The organism is Mesorhizobium sp. P3_B5 (assembly GCF_056402815.1).
Map to the genome: position 1 here is coordinate 119,889 of NZ_JBFUGR010000011.1, position 18,461 is coordinate 138,349.

The window sequence follows — 18,461 nt, forward strand, 5'->3', positions numbered from 1 at the left end:
CAGAAACGGGCGGGAAAGGCACGATTGTGAAGTTGTAACCTTAATCGCGATGCTTAATCCTGCTGCCGGTCGTTGCGCCGGCTCAGTAGCGAAACTGCTCGGCGAGAATGCGCTCGTTCCACGAATGGTTGGGATCAAACAGCAGCGTTGCCGTCGCCGTCGGCGATTCCCGGACCGTGACCGAGGCCACCGCCTTGACCTCGGTGTGGTCGGCGGCGGCGTTCACCGGCCGTTTTTCCGGCTCCAGTATGTCGAAGCGCACGGTCGCCTTGTTGGAGAGCAGCGCACCGCGCCAGCGGCGTGGGCGGAACGGGCTGACCGGGGTCAGCGCCAGCAGCGGCGCGTCGAGCGGCAGGATTGGCCCGTGCGCGGATAGATTGTAGGCGGTAGAGCCCGCCGGCGTCGCAATCATCACGCCGTCGCAGTTCAATTCCGCCAGCCGCTCCTGCTCGTCCACGGTGATGCGGATCTTTGCCGTCTGGTAGGACTGGCGCCACAGTGCCACCTCGTTGATGGCCAGCGCTGAAACCGTTTCGCCCTCATGCGTCACCGCCAGCATCTCCAGCGGACGGATCGTTTCGGCGACCGCAGCGGCGATGCGCTCGGCCAGGCCGCCGACGCGGTATTCGTTCATGAGGAAGCCGATGGTGCCACGGTTCATGCCGTAGACCTTCTTGCCCGTGCCCATCGTATCGCGCAGCGTTTGCAGCAGAAAACCGTCGCCGCCGAGCGCCACGATGACGTCGGCATCCCCGTTGGATGTGTGGCCATAACGCGCCGACAGGCTTTCCAGCGCTGCCTTGGCGTCGGCTGTATCGGACGAGACGAAGGCGAAACGGCTGGCGGCTTTGCTCATGGCTCCCGGATGGCGACCGGTTGCTTGGGCCGCGCCAGCGCGGGGTAGCATGGGCGGGCATTTCTGCAAAGGGAGGTGTTGTCCCGCACGGCAACGCAGCACCGGGGCGAAAATGCCAGCCAGCGGCTCGCGGTTCGTGTCGCGGGTAAGGCGAATGTGATGGTTAAGACCGAGCTTAAACACTCGTAAAGCCCGAGCGGTCATGTTAGCCGGCAGAGGATGGGTGGCTGGGGGGCTAGCCAGTCGAGACCTGTCTATTGCCGGTGACACGCCTGATCATTGTCGTCCTGATGCTGGGAAGTTTTGCCCTTGTCTTTGCCGAACTGGTGCGCCAGTCGGAGGGCATGAGCCTCAGATCGCACCCCATGGCCTCGCGCTGCGATGACACCATCGGAACGCCGTGCCCGCAACGGGCGCTGTGAGGCGAGCTTTCCCGGCCATTTCCACGTCTACTGCGTGACGACCTGAAGATTGGCGTTGCCGTAGAAAGTATAGGCCAGGTAGGTCGGGTCGCCGGTTTCGTAGAACCGCTTGCGCACGCCTTGCAGCACTTCGGCCAGATAGACCGGCCCGTCCTTGAGTTGGGTGGTGATGTCGCCATAGAAGCTGGTCGAGAAGGCTGCGGCCGCACGGTCGGTCAGCGGCCACATGCCGCCGATGAAGCCGGACGCGCCGCCCCCCAGCACCGCCGGACCCCAGCCTTGCACGAAGCCGCCGAGCATTTGCGAGCGGCCGGTGTCGCAGGCGTTGAAGAAGTAGAACGGGTTGCCCTTGCCGTGTGCGGCGGTGACCAGCGCGCGCCATGTGTCCGGATCGAGAGACTGGTCGACGAGGTCGATGGCGAAAACCGGCCGGCCGCTGCTCGGCTGGTTGACCTCGCCGTGGCCGGAAAAATGGATAAACCCGGTCGAGACCTCGCCGACCAGTTTTTCGAAGGAGACGAAATCGCCGTCGAAGCGGCGATAGCCGGCGAGCTTGCTCAGCGCGTCGATCTCGACCTGCTGGAACGGCAGCGACTGCTTGTCGACATAGGAGGGAGCGACAGCCGCGACGCCGGTGAAGGCCATGCGATCGAGCGGATTGTCGACCTGCGAGGAAATGCTGCGCGGCGCCCAGCGGGCCAGCCGGTAGCTCATGCCGAGAAAGCCGTCCCGGGTTGCGCCATCTCCGCTTTGCGGGCGGATCAGTTCCCATGGCAGCGTCGGGCTGTTCGAGGTGATCTGGATCGAATGCAGTTCGCCCTTGTCGCGCAACGACCAGAACACGTCCTTGAAGGCTTTTGGCACATAGTCCCGGTAGAGTGCGTCGCCAAAGCCTTCGGCGGCCAGCGTGACAAAGCGCTTTTGTGCGTCCGGGTCGCTGCTTGCGGCGGGCTGTTGCAGCGAGACAGCACTGCGCAGGCTCAATCCCAGCTGCAGCAGCACGCGGTATTCAGAGTCCAGCCACGCCGCCATTTCCGGTGGGGTCGAGAATGTATCGGTGATCGGGCCGGCCAGATGCGGCGAATGGATGATGATCTGCCCGGCGCCCAGGCCGCTCGGATCGTCATAGAGAATGGTCACGTCGAGGTCGGGCACGTCATCCATGCTACCGCCGCCGAGTTCGAGCTTGCCGGTCACCGCCGGTTGTGGCGGGGTTGAGGCCAGCAGCATGACCGGAGGAGCTGTGTCGGCGGTGGCTTCGACTGACGGTGCCACCGGCTGCAAGCGCTTGATGATCACCGGCCGCGAGGCGGAGCCAAGAAAACGGCCGGCGCTGTAGATGCGGGCGATGAATTGTGCCGGCTTGCTATCCCTGCGATCGGCCGCGCCTTCAGGTCGAAGCGGACAAAATCGCTGTCGCCCTCGCGATAGAGCGTCGTCTGCCGGCTCCATTTGCCGCCATCGACAAGATCGAAACCGCTGGCGAAGAGATCGATATCGATCGGCCAGGAATCGGTTCCGGCCGGCATCGCCATGGCCAGGGCGCCGTCTGGCGTCGCCGACGAACCGGGCGCCGCCTTGACCTTCACCTCGGGCGTCAATTGCTCCTCGGTCAGCGCAATGGAAACCGTCACCGTTTCGCCGGCGACGACTTCGTCCGGCGCGTCGATGGAGGGATGGCGCACCACTTCGACTGCATTGTTGTCGACGGGTGGAGACACCATCCCGGGAGGTGCCTCCGGCAGCGGCGCTGAAGGCGCCTCGGCCGCCGACGGCAAATCGGGCAATGGAGAAAGCGGTACAATGACAGGCGGTGGGGCGGGCGCCGGCGACGGGGCAGGCGGCAATGCCGAAGGGTCTTCGGATGTCGCCGTGTCAGAGGCAGGTGGCTCTTCAGCCGTGGCCGATTCGGGCGGTGGCGGGGGTGGCTCGGCACTTGACTGCGCTTCCGGTGGCGGGGTGGGCTCCATGCTGCCGGCTTCGCCGTCCTCCCGATAGGCGCCGCCAAGATCGTTCTGCGCCGCGGCTGCGGCCTTGCCCGCGTCTTCCTGATATTTCTTTTGCGCTTCGTACTGTTGTCGAGCCTGCTGGCGCTGCTGCTCCTGGCGTTTGTATTCCTCGTATTGGGCAGCCTCGTCGGCGCTGTTTCCCGTCCAGGCGTCGGGATTGCCGGAGCCCGGCGCAACGTCCATCGGCGGATGGGACTCCTGGTTTCTGCCATCGAAATTGAGGAAGCCGGAGTCGCTATCGGCGGGGCCAGAACCATCACTTCCGGAAATGTCGCTGCCCCCACTGCCGCTGGACCAGCTCTGCATCGGCGGTACCGGCTCGGGCTCGGGCGCCGGCAGCGCATCGAGGGGTGCCGGCGGTGTCTCGGTCGGTGCGGCGGCGACCGACCGGTCCGGCGTCAGCACAAATTGGCCGTCGGCAGCAAGACCATAGGCCACCCACGGCCCCTGAGCTGCGAGTGTCTTGTTGGCAACCGTTTCCGTGACCGAAGCGAGCATGGCGCCGATCGTCATGTCCCGCCTGGTCAGCGCGGCCGTCAGCGCATCGGCAAACACCGTGACCGGTTTGGCTTCGTTCAGCGCGACGCTTCCCGGCTTGGCGGAAAAGGTGACGATGGCGTTGGACGGCGGATCGATCGCCGCTAGCCCTTGCATCACGCCCGGCGTCGGATTGTCTCCGTCGCCGGGATTGTCCAGAAAAACCAGCTTGAATGTCGGCGTTGCCTCGAGCGCTTGCAGAAACAGGTCGAGAGGCAATGCCGTCTGGTCGACGGTTTCCTTTGAATCGGTCCGCGCGCCGCGTGTCAGCATATAGTTGCGGCCGTTGGCCTGAGCCGTATGACCGACATAGTAGAAGATGCCGACGGAATCGGCGCTGGCCAGCGACTTGGCAAAATCATACATGGCGTGCGCCACATCGGCGCGATCGCCGTCGGACACTTGCTGGACGCTGAACCCAAGCGACCGCAGGCTCGTTGCGACGAGTTCGGCACTGAGTTCGGCGTTGGCGATGGACGGCGCGCCGTCATAGGCAGGGTTGGCGACCACCAACGCGATGCGCTCCTCGCCGCGCGCGGCGGAAAGGAGCGCCATGGTCATCAGCAGCGCAGCCGCCAGAAGGCGCATGAACCCGACCCAGACCTGCAAGCCGCGGCGATGACGCCAAGGCTTGCCCCAATTCATCAGTGGCCTCGTCCGTGACCATACCATGACGGGATCACCGGCGCATCGGCATCGAACGTCCACTCTGACGGCGGCAGGGTGCCCTCAGGCGTGGGGTCCCGGCGCAATCCAGGGGCAAGCGGCATTCCGTAAAAGGAAGTTGACTGTATAGTTAGTCATAGTTATTCCTGATGCCGAGGACGAGTTGGCCAGCCGGCGTTTGCCGGTGAATGGCCACCGAAAAAAGGGGAATATCTTGACAGCCAACCGGTCAGCCGTTGAGGCGAAGGGCGTCACCAGGATTTTTCAGGGAACCGGCCACGACGCCGTCAAGGCGCTCGACAATGTCTCCGTCTCGATCCGTGAAAATGAATTCTTCACGCTGCTTGGCCCGTCCGGCTGCGGAAAGACGACGCTGCTCAGGCTGATCGCCGGCTTCGACTATCCGACCGACGGCGAAATCCTGCTCCATGGCCAGGACATTGCGCCGCTGCCGCCGTTCAAGCGGCCGGTCAACACCGTGTTCCAGTCCTATGCGCTGTTCCCGCACATGACGGTGGCCGAAAACATCGGCTTTGGCCTGAAGATGCTGGGCAGACCGAAGGCCGAGATCGAGGCGCGCGTCGAGGCGATGCTGAAGCTCGTCCACATGCAGGAGCTGAAGAACCGGCGCACCAGCCAGATCTCCGGCGGCCAGCAGCAGCGCGTGGCGCTGGCCCGGGCGCTGGCGCCGCAGCCAAAAGTGCTGCTGCTCGACGAACCGCTCTCGGCGCTCGACTACAAACTGCGCAAGGAGATGCAGATCGAGCTGAAGCGGTTGCAGCACGAGACCGGCATCACCTTCATCTTCGTAACCCACGACCAGGAAGAGGCGCTGACCATGTCGGACCGCATCGCGGTGATGTCGTCGGGCAACATCCTGCAGGTCGGCACGCCATGGGACATCTACGACCATCCAGCCGAGCGTTTCGTCGCCGATTTCATCGGCGAGACGAACTTCTTGACCGGTACGATCGAGAGTGCAGGGAACGGCCATGCGCGGATCGTCTTGAGTTCGGGCGCGAGGATCTGCGCAACCACCGCCAGGGACTTTCAGCCGGGCAGCAAGGCAACGCTGATGGTGCGGCCCGAACATGCCAAGCTCGTCAAAGGCCCCGGCGACCTCGCCGGCACGATCGAGACCATCGTCTATTTCGGCACCGACACGCATATCCATGTCCGGCTGGATGGCGGCGAAGCCTTCATCGTGCGCCAGCAGAATTCGCGCAGCGCCAGTTGCGGCTTCGAGACTGGCGGCAAGGTCGGCATTTCAATCGGCGACGACGCCGCCCAGTTGTTGAAGGACTAGGGCCGATGGCGAGCGCGAAAGAGGTCGCCGACAAGGCCGAGCGCGACGATATCCGGTCGCGCTGGCTGCTGTCCGCCCCGGCGCTGCTGATCGTCTTCCTCGCGGCCGTCGGGCCGCTGCTGATCGTGGTCATCTATTCCTTCCTGACGCCCGGCAATTACGGCGACGTGAAGTGGCAGTTCTCGGCCGGCGCCTGGGTGAGCGTGCTGCTCGAGCGCGATGTTTTCGACGACACGCTGTCGCTTGCCGGTGCGCATCTGTCGATCTTCTGGCGCTCGGTCTCGCTGTCGCTGGCAACCACTGGGCTGACCCTGATTTTTGGCTTCCCGACCGCCTATTTCATCGCCACGCGGCCGGAACACCGGCGCGACATCTGGCTGTTCCTGATCACGATCCCGTTCTGGACCAACCTGCTGATCCGCACCTTCGCCATGCAGGAGGTGCTGCGCAATGACGGCCTCATCAACTGGGTGCTGCAGTGGCTCGGGATTACCGACCACCCGATCCAACTGATGTATACGAATTTCGCCGTGCTGCTCGGCATGGTCTATGTGTTCCTGCCGCTGATGGTGCTGCCGCTCTATGCCAGCATGGAGAAGATCGACTTTCGGCTGGTAGAGGCGGGTTACGATCTCTACGCGACGCGGTTCCAGGTGCTGCGGCGCATCATCGTGCCATTGGTCACGCCGGGCATGGTCGCCGGCTCGATCCTCGTCTTCATCCCGTCGCTTGGCGCCTATGTGACGCCGCGCGTGCTGGGCGGCGGCACCAATCTGATGATCGGCAACCTGATCGAGCTGCAATTCGGCCAGGGCCGAAACTGGCCGCTGGGCGCGGCGCTGTCGATCACTCTGATGGCGATCGTCATGGTCGCGCTGCTGTTCTACGTCCGCAACACAACCAGATCGGATGGCAGCCATGGCTGACCGCTTCGACGTCCGGCGGCAGACCGGCTTTGCCTCGATGGCGATGCTGTGCTTCTTCCTGCTCTATCTGCCGATCGCCACGCTGGTGGCCTACGCCTTCAACGACAACGAATCGCTCGCGATCTGGAAGGGCTTTTCGCTGCGCTGGTTCCACGTCGCCTGGAACAACTCGCTGGTCATCGAATCGTCGATCCGCTCGGCCCAGATCGCCGCCGTCGCCGCCGTGCTGGCGACGATCTGCGCGACGATGGCGGCGCTGGCGACGACGCGGACCAAGCCCTATCGCGGGCTGACCTTCAAATACGCCTTCATCAACCAGCCGCTGATGGTGCCGGAGATCGTCACCGCGGTGGCGCTGCTGATCGTGTTTTCACGCATCAAGATCTGGACCGGTTATTCGGGTCTCGGCTACCTCATCGCCGCGCACACCGCCTTCTGCATTCCCTTCGCCTTTCTGCCGATCCGGGCGCGGCTGGAAAGCATGGATCTGTCGCTCGAAAGGGCGGCGGCCGATCTCTACGCGACCAGATGGCAGACCTTCCGGCACGTGACCTTGCCGCTGCTGTGGCCCGGCATCCTCGCCGGGCTGATGCTCGCCTTCGTCGTCTCGCTGGACGACGTCGTCATCACCGAATTCGTCAAATCGGGCGGCCAGGACACGCTGCCGACCTACATGCTCGGCCAGCTCCGGCGCGGCGTGACGCCGGAAATCAACGCCATCTCGACGGCCTTCCTCGTGCTGTCGATCGGCATCGTCACCGCTTTCTTTTTCGTCAGCAGGAAACGGACCTGAGGCAGCATTGCCGCCGGTCCCAACAATGGGAGCAAGTGCATGAACTGGAAACTGACCGCGACCGCTCTGGGGCTGTCGCTGATGGCCATGACCGGGATGGCCCGCGCCGATGGCGAGCTCAACATCTACAATTGGGGCAACTACACCAGCCCGGACCTGATCAAGAAGTTCGAACAGACCTACAAGGTCAAGGTTACCGTCACCGACTTCGATTCCAACGACACCGCGCTCGCCAAGATCCGCCAGGGCGGCGCCGGTTTCGACATTGTCGTGCCTTCGGCCAGCGTGGTTCCGATCTGGATCAGTGAAGGTCTGCTGCTGGAGACCGATCCCAACACAATGGAAAACTTCAAGAACATGGACCCGAAATGGGTCGATGTGCCTTTTGATCCGGGCCGCAAATACACCGTTCCGTGGCAGTGGGGAACGACCGGCGTGTCGGTCAACAAGTCGGTTTATTCCGGCGACGTGAATACGTCGGCGATATTCCTCGACCCGCCGGCCGAACTCGTCGGCAAGATCAATGTCGTCCCCGAAATGGGGGACGTCATGTTCCTCGCCATCGCCTATGAGGGCGGCCAGTACTGCACCGACGACAAGGTGCTGCTGAAGAAGGTGCGCGACAAGCTGGTCGAGGCCAAGGCGAAATGGCTGTCCTTCGACTACGGTGCCGTCGACGGGCTGGGCAAGGGCGACATCGCGGCCGGCGTCAACTGGAACGGCATATCGCTGCGCCAGCGGCTGCAGAACGACAAGATCGTCTATGGCTATCCCAAGGAGGGTTATCCGATCTGGATGGACAATGTCGCGGTCCTCAAGGACGCCAAGAATGTCGAGAATGCCAAGCTGTTCCAGAACTTCATCATGGATCCCGAGAATGCCGCACTGATCTCGGCCTTCGCGCGCTATTCGAACGGCATCAAGGGCTCAGAAGCCTTCATGCCGGCCGACATGAAAGATGCGCCGGAAGTGAAGGTTCCCGCGGAATTCGCGGCCAAGGGCCAGTTCATGGCGGCCTGTCCGCCGGATGTGCAGGCGCTTTACACCAAGATCTGGACCGACCTGCAGAAATAGCCCGATCCGTTGTTTTCCGCGCCGCGACATGCGGCGCGGCCACCCTCTCGACCATCAAGCCAAAAGGCGATCTGGCGATCGCAGGAGACCTTCATGACCGATCTCGACCTCTGCTATATCCCGGCCAGCGAGGCGTTGCGGCAGTTCAAGGCGAAGACACTGTCGCCCGTCGAACTGATGCAGGCGACCATCGACCGCGCCGAGGCGACGAAGGCGACGATCAACTGCTTCACCTTCGAGCATTTCGACGAGGCGATGGATCTGGCCAAAAAGGCCGAGGCGAAATACGCCAAAGGCGCCCGGACCGGCGCGCTCGAGGGCCTGCCGATCGGCATCAAGGACGAGAGCTACATCAAGGGCAAGCCGACATCGCATGGCTCGCTGCTGACCAAGGACGCCATTGGCGGTCACACGTCGACGATGAACGAGCGCGTCATCAAGGCGGGCGGCATCGTGCATGCGCGCACGGCAACGCCCGAATTCAGCTGCGCCGGCTTTACCTGGTCGAAGCGCTGGGGCGTTACCCGCAACCCATGGAACCCGGATTTTACCCCGGGCGGTTCGTCCGGCGGTGCAGCGGCAACGCTGGCCTCCGGCACATCTTCGATCGCCACCGGCTCGGACATTGCCGGATCGATCCGCATTCCGGCGTCGGCCTGCGGTCTTGTCGGCTTCAAGCCGCCTTATGGGCGCAACCCGGACGAGCCGCCCTTCAACCTAGATTTCTACTGCCACATCGGGCCGCTGGCGCGGAACGTGAAGGACGCGATCCTGCTGCAGAACGTCATGGCCGGACCGAGCCCGCTCGACATCGCCACGCTGCGGCCGAAACTGCGGCTGCCGCTCGACTACAAGCCGATCAAGGGCTGGAAGATTGCCTTCTCGATGGACCTCGGCTCCTTTGAAGTCGATGCCGACGTGCGCAAGAACACGCTTGCCGCCTGCGATGTGTTCCGCTCGCTCGGCGCCACGGTCGAGGAGGTCGATCTTGGCTGGGGCGACGAGGTGCTGAAGGCCGGCATCGCTTACCTGGAGCATCTGTTCGGCGCCTCGCTGTCGCAATTGCTCAAGGAGCACGGCAAGGACATGACCAGCTATGCCAGGCAGTTCGCCGAGGACGGGCGAAAGTCGAAGGCCGCCGACTTCGTCGGAACGCTGGAGGTGGCGGCCAAAATGTACGAGACGCTGGGGCCGCTGTTGGAAAAGTATGACGTGCTGATCTGCCCGACGAACGCGCTTCCCGCCGTGCCGGCGGAGTTCGACCACACCAGGGAAACGCTGGCGATCAACGGAAAGCAGGTGAACCCGTCGCTTGGGTGGGTGATGACGACGCCGTTCAACATGCTGAGCCGTTGTCCCGTAGTCTCAATTCCATCGGGCAGGGCGGCAAATGGCGTGCCGACGGGCCTGCAGATCGTCGGTCGCACCTATTGCGACGCCGATGTGTTCCGGGCGGCTCTCGCCTATGAAACGGCACAGGGGCAATGGTATGAGAGTGCGGCGACACGCCCGTCGCTTTGATATTTGAGGCGGGCCGCAAGGTCGAAAAGGCTGGATGAAAATGGCGCAACGCAAGGCAATCGCGGCGGACAGGGCTGCAACTACCAAGGGGTCGGCGAACGATGCCGCCCCCAAGGACCGCCGGCGCGAGCGCGGCGAAGCGAGCGTTCAGCGCATCATCGACGCCACGATCGAACTTATCGCCGAGGAAGGCCTGGCGAGCGTCACCATGCAGCGCATCGCCGAGCATGTTGGTTCCTCCAACGCGCTGGTGGTCTTTCACTTTCGCAGCAAGGAGAACCTGTTTCGCGCCGTGCTGCAGTATCTCAGCGATCGCTACGACGAGCTGTGGGTGACGCTGGTGCGGGCGCCAGGCCTTTCGGCGGCGGAGCGGGCCCTGGGCGCGGTCGATTGCGCGCAGCGTTTCGCCCGGCAGCACCCGAACTGGGTTTCGGTCTTCGTCGTGTTCTCCAGCGACCGCAAGAGCATGCAGATCTATAATGAAATCGGCTTGCCCAGCGATCTCGCCTACACCGCCGAGGCGCGCGAGCTGCTGATCGAGATATCGCGCAGCGGCGGTTATACCGGGGTCGACATAGACACCCTGTCGGAGAGCCTGAATTACCTGGTTCACGGCGCCTGGTACTGGGACCATCTCAATCCGTCCAGCCGTGACACCAACGTGCTGCGCAAGACCATGCTCCTCCTGCTGCACCAGGCGTTTCCCAGGCACTTTGAATTGATGCCTTGATCCCGCTTAAAGGGTCTGCCGCAAATGGCAGCCCGCCTGGTGCTTCTGCGCGAGATACTCGTCGATCAGCTGGCGATAACGCACCTTGCCGAAGCTGGTGAAATGGCCGCCATGCACGACCGAGATATCGAGGTCGCGCATACGCAGCAGTGTGGCGATATAGTCAGGAGAAGGCAGTAAAGTAGCCATCTTATGCAAGCGGGAGGCTATTCGCCGTCAACAACCCCTTGAGTTGAGCGCGAAAGCTGTTACAACTTTGAGGCGTATCAGGGGAGGGGTAAATGGGGTCGTTTTCTATCTGGCATTGGGCAATATTGCTGCTGTTGATCGGCGTGCCTGTTTTCTTTGCCGTTCGGTCGGCCGCGAAGCCGTCACAGAATCCAGCGGCGCTTGTGGGCTTTGGCGGCTGGCTGATGCTGCTGGCGATCGGCCAGACGTTGTCGCCATTGCGCTCATTGGCCCAATTGAGTTCATCGATGGAAGACTATCAGAAACTCATGACGCTTCCCAACGGGACCTTGGCGGCTTATGGCGAGATCGCGCTGTTGTTAGCGTTCCTGGTGCTCCAAGTGGTTGTTCTCATTGCCATGTTTCGGCGCAGCCCCCGCTTCAAGCAGCTATTTCTCGTGCAGTGGATTGCAATCCCGGTCGTGTTCGTCCTCGACACTGTGTGGATTTCCGCCGCTCTCGGGGCTCCGATAAGCCAGATCCTTGCGGGAGATGCGCTGGTCACGCCTATTGTGTCATTTGTTTTGACCGGGATTTGGGTCGCTTACGTCTACAGGTCGGTCAGGGTGAAGAACACGTTCGGTGGCGATACGGCAGCCACTCACGCTGCGACGTTCTCCTAGAAGGTCCACCGGGACGGCGCAGCCGGCCAAATCGCGAGCGCTTCGCGGAAGGGAGACGGCCGCACGAAGGCGTTTGGCTCACATCGGATAGAAAACTGGTGCGGGCGCGATCCCTGCGGGCGCTGCCGCAGCTGCAAATCCCGCTTAGCGGGATTGCAGGAGATGGCAGCCGGCTTGGCGCTTTTGTTCCAGGTACTCATCAATCAGCTGGCGATAGCGCACCTTGCCGAAGCTCGGAAAATGGCCGCCATGCACGACCGAGACATCGAGATCACGCAGGCGCAGCAGCGTGGCGATATAGTCGTCGACGACAGAGTGGTAGACATCGTCGATCAGCGGACCGTCATAAATGATGTCGCCGGATAACAGGATGCCCGTCCTGTTTTCGTAAAGCGCGATGCCGCCGGGTGAATGGCCGGGCGTGTGGATCACCTCGAAGGTACGGTCGCCGAGGTCGACGACATCGCCTTGCGCGAGCAAGCGGCCGGCCGGCGCCGGCAGGATGCGGTAGCGCGCCGTATCCCAACCATCGGGCATGCCGTCGAACATCTCGTCGTTCGCATAGCGGTCGGCGACCGTCCATTCGTTGCGCGGATCGGCGAGGATTTTCGCCTCGGCGCGGTGCACGCAGCGATCGGGAAATTCGTGATGGCAGCCGATATGGTCGAAATGCGTGTGGCTGGCGACGCAAATGAGCTTTTGCTCGCTCACCAGCGGCACGTGACGCCTGAGGCTGAAATGGCCGAGGCCGGTGTCGAACAGCAGATCACGGTCGCGGCCGCGCACATGCCAGATATTGCAGCGGAAGAACGGTTTGATCCATGGCTCGTGGATCAGCGTCACACCATCGCCCATGCGGATGGTTTCGTACCAGTTCGGCGCGTCGATGATGGGAAGCGTGCTCATCGCTCAGTCTGTCAAAAGAATGATGTCGCCAGCGTCGCATGAAACCGCGACCGTGTCGCCGGGCTGGACGGTGGCTGCGGCCGGAAGTTTGGCGATGAACTGCAGCGAGGGGTCTTCGATGGAAACCGCGAGCACGCGCTTGAAGCTGCCCTGGAACACGACGTCGCTTACCTTGGCAGAGCCGAGCGCGACGTTGCCTGCCGCTGCACCGAGGACAAGGTGCTCCGGCCGTATGGCGAGCGCAACAGCCGAGCCCTGCGGCAACGCGCCGGGCAGTGAAACCGGCCCAACCGACGTCGCGACCGTGCTTGCCCTGTCCGTCGCCGCCGTGACTGTGCCGGAAAGGATTGTACTTTCGCCCATGAAGGTGGCGGAAAAGCGTGTCGCGGGGCGGGCATAGACGCGCTCGGGCTGGCCTTCATCCTCGATGCGCCCGTCATTCATCACCACGCAATGGTCGGCCAGCGCCATCGCTTCTTCCTGGTCGTGGGTGACATGGATGAAGGCGGTGCCGACGCGCTTCTGGATCGCTTTCAGTTCGTCCTGCATCTGCCGGCGCAGTTTGAGGTCGAGCGCGCCAAGCGGCTCGTCGAGCAAAAGCACCGCCGGCTCGATGACCAGTGCGCGCGCCAGCGCCACGCGCTGCCGCTGGCCGCCGGACAGCTGGTGCGGCTTCTTGTCGAAGGCGGAAGCCAGCCCGACCAGCGCCAGCGCCTCGCGCGCCTTCGCAGCTCGCGTCGTGCCATCGACGCCCTGCATGCGCAGGCCGAAGCCGACATTGCTGCCGACGCTCATATGCGGAAACAGCGCATAGTCCTGGAACACCGTAGTCGTCGGCCGCTTGGCCGGCGGCACCGCGGTGCAGTCCTCGCCGCGGATGAACACTTTGCCCTCGCTCGGGGTGACGAAACCGCCGAGAATGGAAAGCAGCGTCGTCTTGCCGGAGCCCGAGGGGCCGAGCAGGATGGTGTAGCTGCCGGGTTCGATCTGCAGCGAGACGTTTTTCAGCACCGTCTGCTGGCCGAAGCGGTGTGACACGGCGCGAATGTCGACCAGGGGTGCGGTCATGCCGGCTTTCTCCGCAGCAAGGTCAGTTCAAAAAACACCACCAGCACGATGGAGACGGCGAAGACCAGCGAGCCGACGGCATTGGTTTTGGGATTGAGACCGGAGCGCAACAGGTTCCAGATCTCGACCGGCAGCGTGGTGTCAAAACGGGTCAGCAGGAAGGAAATCACGAACTCGTCCCAGGAGAAGGTCATCGACAGGAAGAAGCCGGCGAAGATGGCCGGCGCCATCACCGGCACGGTGATCAGCAGCAGCACCTTCCATTCCGGTGCGCCGAGGTCGCGTGCGGCGCGCTCGATGTTGATCTGATGGTCGCCCATCTGGCTGTAGATGATGGCAAAGCAGAGTGGCAGGTTGATCACGACATGGCCGATGCCGGCCGCGAGCAGCGACTTCGGCACGCCGGCCCAGTTGAACAGCACCAGCAAGCCCATGCCGATGATGAGATAGCTGACCGTCAGCGGCAGTGTGATCAGCCCGCGCAGCAGGGCCGAGGAAGGCAGGGTGAAGCGCGCAAAGCCCCAGGCGGAGAGGAAGCCGAGCGTGACGGCGACAAAAGAGGAGACGGACGCCACCAGCAGCGAATTGACCAGCGCCGAGGTCAGCCGCGTGTCGGAAAGAACCGCGTCGTACCAGCGCAGCGACGGGCCGGTGAAGGGCGGGATCGGAAACGAGGTCGCCTGCAGCGAGAACAGCACCAGCACGACCACGGGCAGGAAGATGAAACCGTAGATGGCAAGCGCATAGAGCCACGAGGCGATGCGGACAAACTTGCGCATCTCAGGCCCGCTCGATCTTCAGCCAGCGGGCGCAGGCGAGATAGGCGATGGTGACGACCGCCATCAGGATGATCGACAGCGCCGAGGCCAGCGGAAAATCGCCACGCCGGCCGATCTGCATCATCACCAGTTGCGGCATCAAAAGCTCGTTGTTGCCGCCCAGGATCTGCGGCGTGATGTAGTCGCCGATGCACAGCACGAAAGTCAGGAAGGCGCCGACCATGATGCCGGGCAGCGTCAGTGGCAGGACGACATGCAGGAAGGTGCGCACCGGCCCGGCGCCGAGATCGGCGGCGGCCTTGCGGTAGCTCGGGCTGAGCTGCTTGAGGTTGGCGAAGATGGTCAGCGTCAAAAGCATGACGAAGAAATGCACGAAACCGGTGACGGTGGCGAAACGTGTGTTGGCCAGCTGCACCGGCTCGGCAAACAGGCCGGAGCCGGTCAGGGCGCGGTTGATGACGCCGTTCTGCGCCAGCACCAGTAGCCAGGAATAGGAGCGCACGACATAGGAGGTCCAGAACGGCAGCACGGCCAGCATCAGCGCCAGCCGCTGCCAGCGTTCTGGCACCTGTTCGGCGAGAATCCAGGCGAAGGGATAGGCGAGCAGCACAGAGATGACGGTGACGATGGCTGTCACCTCGAGCGAGTTCACCATTGCCTGCCAGTAGGAAGGGTTGGTGAAGAACTGGCTGTAGTTGGCGAGCGTAAAGCTGCCGCCCTCATGCGCTGTCAGGCTTGAAAGCCCCATGGCGACGAAGGGCAGCACGAAGAACAGCAGCGTCCAGCCGAGTGCCGGCGTGACCAGCACCCAGGGCAGGGCATTGCCCGCCCGGGGCAGGGCACGCGAATTGTTCGCGACGGTGTTCAAGGTCTCGGCCGTCTACTGCGCCTGCAGCATTTCGGTCCAAACGTCCTGCATCTTCTTGTCGAGATCGGCGTTCGGCGCCGGGTAGGACTGGGCGCGAGCGAGGAAGGCCGGCTGCTCGTCGAAACGCAAGATCTTCTTCTGGTCGTCGGTCAGCGCTGCCTTGGTGTTGGCCGGCATGCCCCAGTAGCAGGACGAGGTGGCAAGCCGCGCCTGCCCCTCCGGGCTCATAATGTACTGGATGAATTTCAGCGCCAGATCCTTGTTCTTGGAATCCTTGAACATGGCGAGCGACTGCGACCACAGCACAGCACCTTCCTTAGGGATCGAGAAGTCCAGCGCCGGGTTTTCCTTGGCCAGTCCCGCCGTCACCCATTCGCCGCCGCCGACCAGAATGTCGACCTCGCCGGTCGCCAGTGCTGTCTGGCTGGCGGTGACTTCGCCGACCAGCTTGGCATTGGCCTTCATCTTGAGCAGCTCGGCCTTGATGGCGGGCAGGTCGGCTTCGGTCAGCTCCGCCGTCTTCTTGCCGATCGCCAAAGCGGCCATGCCGATGACCGGCAGATAATAGTCGTAGATGGCGATCTTACCCTTGTATTTCTCGCCGGTCAGCGCAGCCATCGACTGCATGTCGGACGGATCGACCTTGGTCTTGTTGAAGCCGATCGTGTTGTAGCCGAACTTTTCGGTGATGCCGTAGCGCTTGCCGCCGACGACGGTGGAGCCGTCCATCTTCACCTCGGGGAACAGGTCGGCGAGGGGCAATTTGTCTTCCGGCAGCGGCTCGAACAGGCCCTTTTCGACGCCGCGCGGCACGTCGATGCTATCGATCACCATGACGTCCCAGTCGCCGGGCTGCGACTGGTCGACGATGGCGAGGCCGGCGCCGGTGCCTTCGAATTCCTTGACATTGACCTTGACGCCATTGGCCTCCTCGAAAGGCTGCAACAGTGCCGGGTCGGCGTGATCGCACCAGATCAGGGCGTTGAGATCGGCGGCATGGGCGCCGGTGGCGAGCAGCAGGGCGGTGACAGCGGTGGCAGTGCGCAGATGGGTTTTCAGGATGGACGTGAGGGTCGTGGACATCGAGTGTTCTCCCTTGCCTTTTTGGCTTCTTGCAAAAAATTGAACCAATTCTAAAATTGAGTCAATTCTGTTTTTATGGCAAGAGGCTGATATGAGCGGATTGCGGGCACGGCAAAAGGCGGATCGGCACCGCCGCATCATCGAGGCGGCGGCCGAGCTGTTCCGCGAGGCCGGCTATGAGGGCGCCAAGATCGAGGCGATTGCGGCGCAGGCCGAGGTCTCGGTCGGCACCATCTACAATTACTACCAGAACAAGGGCGACATTCTTGGCGCCATCGTCTCGCTAGAGGTCAACGAGGTGCTCAATGCCGGGCGCGGCGTCGTCGCCAACCCGCCGGCCAATGTCGGCGATGCGCTGGATACGCTGATCGGCATCTATATCGAGCACTCGCTCCACTATCTCAGCAAGGAGATGTGGCGGCAGGCAATGGCGATCTCGACGCAACTGCCCGACAGCCCGTTCGGCCAGGCCTATACCGGGCTCGACCGCTCGCTGACCGAACAGATCCGTGCGCTGGTCAAGCGCCTGCAGGAGACCGGCCTGGTGCGGCGCGACATCGATGGAGAGGCGCTCGGCGAACTGGTGTTCAACAACATGAACATGATGTTCATCGAGTTCGTGAAGCGAGACGAGGCGAGGATACCGGAATTGCGCGCGGCGATCCGGCGGCAGAACCGGATACTGGTGGCGGCTATTGGGGTGTGAGGGGCGCGAGGAGGCCCTTCACAGTTGGCGCTTGAAATAGTGCATCAACTGGCTCTTACTTGTGACGGGTAGGTTAGGGTAGCCAGTTATGCGTTCAGTTTTGAGAGTTTTGGCTGCTGCGTCAATAATCGCAACGGCAACATGTTCGGCCAAGGCTCTGGAGTACAAGCCGGTATCGTCTCCGGGCGAACTCCCGTTTCTCGTCGTTTCTGGTGAATTTGGAATCAATGAGCCTCTGAATGAATTTAGCAGCGCTGTCGCCAGCAGCGGGGCCAGGATGATCGTCTTCGATTCGCAAGGGGGGAGCATCGGGAGCGCAATGCAGCTTGGGCGTATGATCCGGGCAGCGGGGTTGGATACGCTTCAAGTTCGCCAGTTGCAGTGCGCTTCCGCCTGTTCACTGGCTTTCATGGGCGGCGTTCGTCGCGTCGCTGATCCGGGCTCTATAGGTGTTCATCGCTCATCCTTCGCTCCAGACAGCGGGATGTCCGCCGAAGAGGCTGTCGCGAACGTTCAAGCTGTCACCGCTAACATTATGTCTTACATGACCGAAATGGGAGTAGACCCCAAGCTCATGGCCGTCGCATTGAGCTATGACAAGTCTGACATGCGGTATCTGTCCGCCAGTGAAATGACAGAGCTGCGGGTAACCAACCTTATCCCCACGCAGCCACCGGTCGACACATCACAGGTGCCGTCAACGCCTAGTCCGCCCCCAGCTGAAGCCAGCGCCAAAGAACAGCAACTGGAGAGTGCGGCGGTGGCCTTCATGAAGGGGCTTATTGAGCGTCACGGCGACAACGAAGATTTGGCAATCTCTCAGGTTCTAACTTCCTATGCCGGCATCGTGGACTACTATGGCAAGCCCACGGACTTAAGCTCAATTGTCGCGGACAAGCGGAGCTATTTCCAACGATGGCCCGAACGGGGATATAATGTCCACGACGAGAGCGTCATGGTCACTTGCGCCAATGAGCGGTGCATGGTGTCGGGCACCTACGACTGGATTGTCCGCAGCCTTCCAAGGCACAAGCAGGCAAAAGGCGTGGCGCGCTTCAGCTACACGATCGCGATTGGACCGAACCCCAAAATCATTGCCGAGACGAGCAAAGTCGTGCGCTGAACACACCTTGGCACGGGGGGAATGGCTGTCCGCTCTTTGCGTAGTCTCTGGGAGACAATGGTGCCTCCGGACGGAATCGAACCACCGACCTTCGGTTTACAAAACCGCTGCTCTACCAGCTGAGCTACAAGGGCACGGCGCTCCGGTTGGCGGCAGAACCGGATATTGGTGGCGGTGATCGGGATGTGAGGCAGTGCACCAACAAACTTCACCCACAACCAAATGTTGTGCGTGTTG

18 protein-coding genes, 1 tRNA gene and 1 pseudogene are annotated in these 18,461 nt (G+C 62.6%); 10 read left to right on the plus strand and 10 right to left on the minus strand.

The genetic code is table 11. The features are described from left to right. Positions 1-82: 82 nt before the first annotated feature. The gene (locus AC1DVW_RS23995) at positions 83-856 is read right to left on the minus strand and encodes an NAD kinase (RefSeq protein WP_477248968.1); all 774 of its coding nucleotides are present in this window, start codon (positions 854-856) and stop codon (positions 83-85) included. Between the two features lie 257 nt (positions 857-1,113). Between AC1DVW_RS23995 and AC1DVW_RS24000 the strand changes: the two genes are divergently transcribed. Continuing rightward, positions 1,114-1,278: a hypothetical protein gene (locus tag AC1DVW_RS24000; RefSeq protein ID WP_477249108.1), complete on the plus strand. Its 165-nt coding sequence runs from the start codon at positions 1,114-1,116 to the stop codon at positions 1,276-1,278. A gap of 27 nt (positions 1,279-1,305) precedes the next feature. On the opposite strand, the gene AC1DVW_RS24005 is transcribed toward AC1DVW_RS24000, so the two are convergent. Together AC1DVW_RS24005 and AC1DVW_RS24010 are read right to left on the minus strand one after the other, a co-directional pair. After that, positions 1,306-2,577, minus strand: coding sequence for a CHAT domain-containing protein (locus AC1DVW_RS24005; protein ID WP_477326418.1), 1,272 nt, complete (start codon positions 2,575-2,577; stop codon positions 1,306-1,308). Continuing rightward, a complete protein-coding gene (locus AC1DVW_RS24010; RefSeq protein WP_477326420.1) occupies positions 2,574-4,469 on the minus strand; it encodes a caspase family protein in 1,896 nt (631 codons plus the stop codon). The genes AC1DVW_RS24005 and AC1DVW_RS24010 overlap by 4 nt, the downstream gene beginning before the upstream one ends. A gap of 235 nt (positions 4,470-4,704) precedes the next feature. On the opposite strand from AC1DVW_RS24010, the gene AC1DVW_RS24015 reads away from it, so the two are divergent. The 6 genes from AC1DVW_RS24015 to AC1DVW_RS24040 all read left to right on the plus strand — a co-directional run bounded on the left by AC1DVW_RS24015 (position 4,705) and on the right by AC1DVW_RS24040 (position 10,840). Next, positions 4,705-5,796, plus strand: coding sequence for an ABC transporter ATP-binding protein (locus AC1DVW_RS24015; protein WP_477326422.1), 1,092 nt, complete (start codon positions 4,705-4,707; stop codon positions 5,794-5,796). 5 nt (positions 5,797-5,801) lie between these two features. Then, positions 5,802-6,722, plus strand: coding sequence for an ABC transporter permease (locus AC1DVW_RS24020; RefSeq protein WP_477248962.1), 921 nt, complete (start codon positions 5,802-5,804; stop codon positions 6,720-6,722). Next, positions 6,715-7,515, plus strand: a complete 801-nt coding sequence (locus AC1DVW_RS24025; protein ID WP_477248961.1) for an ABC transporter permease — start codon at positions 6,715-6,717, stop codon at positions 7,513-7,515. The genes AC1DVW_RS24020 and AC1DVW_RS24025 overlap by 8 nt, the downstream gene beginning before the upstream one ends. Positions 7,516-7,554: 39 nt before the next feature. Then, on the plus strand, positions 7,555-8,589 hold the full coding sequence (locus tag AC1DVW_RS24030; RefSeq protein WP_477248960.1) for an extracellular solute-binding protein: 1,035 nt from the start codon (positions 7,555-7,557) through the stop codon (positions 8,587-8,589). Between the two features lie 93 nt (positions 8,590-8,682). Further along, a complete protein-coding gene (locus AC1DVW_RS24035) occupies positions 8,683-10,110 on the plus strand; it encodes an amidase (protein WP_477248958.1) in 1,428 nt (475 codons plus the stop codon). A 40-nt stretch (positions 10,111-10,150) separates the two neighbouring features. After that, positions 10,151-10,840 carry a TetR/AcrR family transcriptional regulator gene (locus tag AC1DVW_RS24040; protein WP_477326424.1) on the plus strand — a complete coding sequence of 230 codons (690 nt, stop codon included), beginning with the start codon at positions 10,151-10,153 and terminating at the stop codon, positions 10,838-10,840. 6 nt (positions 10,841-10,846) lie between these two features. Here AC1DVW_RS24040 and AC1DVW_RS24045 read toward each other — a convergent pair. Then, a pseudogene (locus AC1DVW_RS24045) lies at positions 10,847-11,008 on the minus strand (MBL fold metallo-hydrolase); the annotation flags it as partial. Positions 11,009-11,121: 113 nt separating this feature from the next. On the opposite strand from AC1DVW_RS24045, the gene AC1DVW_RS24050 reads away from it, so the two are divergent. Further along, the gene (locus tag AC1DVW_RS24050; protein ID WP_477326426.1) at positions 11,122-11,691 is read left to right on the plus strand and encodes a DUF2569 family protein; all 570 of its coding nucleotides are present in this window, start codon (positions 11,122-11,124) and stop codon (positions 11,689-11,691) included. A gap of 144 nt (positions 11,692-11,835) precedes the next feature. On the opposite strand, the gene AC1DVW_RS24055 is transcribed toward AC1DVW_RS24050, so the two are convergent. Genes AC1DVW_RS24055 through AC1DVW_RS24075 form a run of 5 tightly spaced genes read right to left on the minus strand, consistent with a single transcriptional unit; the run spans position 11,836 to position 16,395 of the window. Further along, complete coding sequence (locus AC1DVW_RS24055; RefSeq protein ID WP_477248954.1) at positions 11,836-12,597, minus strand: MBL fold metallo-hydrolase; 762 nt, start codon at positions 12,595-12,597, stop codon at positions 11,836-11,838. Positions 12,598-12,600: 3 nt separating this feature from the next. Further along, positions 12,601-13,665, minus strand: a complete 1,065-nt coding sequence (locus tag AC1DVW_RS24060; RefSeq protein WP_477248953.1) for an ABC transporter ATP-binding protein — start codon at positions 13,663-13,665, stop codon at positions 12,601-12,603. Next, positions 13,662-14,444, minus strand: coding sequence for an ABC transporter permease (locus tag AC1DVW_RS24065; protein ID WP_477248952.1), 783 nt, complete (start codon positions 14,442-14,444; stop codon positions 13,662-13,664). The genes AC1DVW_RS24060 and AC1DVW_RS24065 overlap by 4 nt, the downstream gene beginning before the upstream one ends. A 1-nt stretch (position 14,445) precedes the next feature. Further along, positions 14,446-15,312 (minus strand): ABC transporter permease, encoded by an 867-nt coding sequence (locus tag AC1DVW_RS24070; protein ID WP_477326428.1) that lies wholly within the window; start codon positions 15,310-15,312, stop codon positions 14,446-14,448. Between the two features lie 12 nt (positions 15,313-15,324). Next, positions 15,325-16,395 carry a polyamine ABC transporter substrate-binding protein gene (locus AC1DVW_RS24075; protein ID WP_477326430.1) on the minus strand — a complete coding sequence of 357 codons (1,071 nt, stop codon included), beginning with the start codon at positions 16,393-16,395 and terminating at the stop codon, positions 15,325-15,327. Between the two features lie 91 nt (positions 16,396-16,486). On the opposite strand from AC1DVW_RS24075, the gene AC1DVW_RS24080 reads away from it, so the two are divergent. Together AC1DVW_RS24080 and AC1DVW_RS24085 are read left to right on the plus strand one after the other, a co-directional pair. Further along, on the plus strand, positions 16,487-17,101 hold the full coding sequence (locus tag AC1DVW_RS24080; RefSeq protein WP_477248949.1) for a TetR/AcrR family transcriptional regulator: 615 nt from the start codon (positions 16,487-16,489) through the stop codon (positions 17,099-17,101). Between the two features lie 88 nt (positions 17,102-17,189). After that, a complete protein-coding gene (locus tag AC1DVW_RS24085) occupies positions 17,190-18,224 on the plus strand; it encodes a COG3904 family protein (RefSeq protein ID WP_477326432.1) in 1,035 nt (344 codons plus the stop codon). Positions 18,225-18,282: 58 nt separating this feature from the next. On the opposite strand, the gene AC1DVW_RS24090 is transcribed toward AC1DVW_RS24085, so the two are convergent. After that, positions 18,283-18,358: transfer RNA gene (locus AC1DVW_RS24090), tRNA-Thr, on the minus strand. Positions 18,359-18,461 lie beyond the last annotated feature (103 nt).